The sequence below is a fragment of the Viscerimonas tarda genome (assembly GCF_054601255.1).
This window is the reverse complement of sequence record NZ_BAAHWV010000129.1, coordinates 1-1,361: the sequence shown is the minus strand read 5'-3', so window position 1 is coordinate 1,361 and position 1,361 is coordinate 1. Positions and strand designations below refer to the sequence as shown.

1 protein-coding gene is annotated in these 1,361 nt (G+C 52.7%); it reads left to right on the top strand.

Translation table 11 applies throughout. The features are described from left to right. A partial coding sequence (locus ACYPWY_RS16270; protein ID WP_459686596.1) for an SGNH/GDSL hydrolase family protein occupies nucleotides 1-1,361 on the top strand: 1,361 nt, incomplete at both ends.

The following is a 1,361-nucleotide window of genomic DNA, read 5'->3' as shown; positions in this document are numbered from 1 at the left end:
GTAATTATCGGCGTGGGCGATATTAAGGGAGCCATACCGACCGATGTAGTGGTGAACTCGGGAAGCATCCTGACTTCGGGCACGGAAATTGCGTCCGGCATGATAGACCAAACCGGTGCGGTTAGCGCGTCAAACCAGTGGTTCCTGACCGGTTATGTACCTGTAAAGGGCGGTGTGGAATACGAAACGAACATCAGCGACGGCGCATCGGTGTTTTTGGCGTATTTCGATGCCAACCAGCTGTTTATTTCGACCACAGGAACGCAAGCATCGTTCACGCCGCCTGTCAATGCGGCCTACATCCGCGTAAATATGAAGTCGAACAACCTGGCTCCCTACTACATCCGAAAATCGGGAGGCGCTACGGGCGAATCGTTCTATATACCGAATTTGCTGGTTCCCCGCCAGAATGTGGTTGAGCTGGAAGATGACGGGCAGGGCGAAGAGTATCCCGTAGAAATAATTCCGTACAGTACCGGCACGGCTACCACAAACGGAAGCCTGTTCGGGTATGCCGACCAGTCGGCCATCAAGGGGAAATACATAGATTCGATAAGGCTTGGCGTAGCCTCGGCCAATACCATTACCATTGTGTTTGCATCGAACAACAATGGCAGCGGGGTAGTCTGGTCGAAAACCCACAATGCCACGGCTGGAATAAACGAGATACCCGTCAACCGGAAACTGGAACCGAGCGAATGGCTGTTTTTCAGCGGGTTGTGGCGACACAAAAGCGGAGGCGGCAATCCGGTGGGTGGCGGTATTATAGGCGCGGCAAGCGATGCCAATGTAGATTTGTGTGTTGGCGTTACCATCATGGAAAAGGGCAAGGCGCCCATTCCCTACATGGCATTGGGCGATTCCATCACTTACGGCTATGGAGCAACAATGCCTTACCCGAGGTTGCTGAGCACGGCCTTTGCCTTTTCGCCGTTCGTCAATTTGGCAGTCAGTGGAATAAAAGCAATCGGTTCTACCGGACTGATAGCACAAGTGAATCAGGTTCCCGACAATTTCGCCGGACTGGTTACCATCATGGTAGGCGTTAATGACGCGGGAAGCAATACCACGCTGGGAGACAGCGCCACCGTATTGGCAAAAAGCTTCAATACGCTAAACATCGACGCCTCGTTTGCCGAAGCATTCCGCCTGTGCCTCGAAACCTTGTTGCGCAAGGCTCCTAATGCCAGGGTATTGGTAATATTACCGGTTTGGGGAGGTACATCAGCATTGCAACCCGCCTCAAAACTCGAAACCTACCGGCAAGCAGAACGGGATATCTGCGAATATTTTGCGGTTCCCTACTCCGAAATCTATAAAACCTGCAAGATATGTCCGCTGACATCCCCCGCCCTGATGCC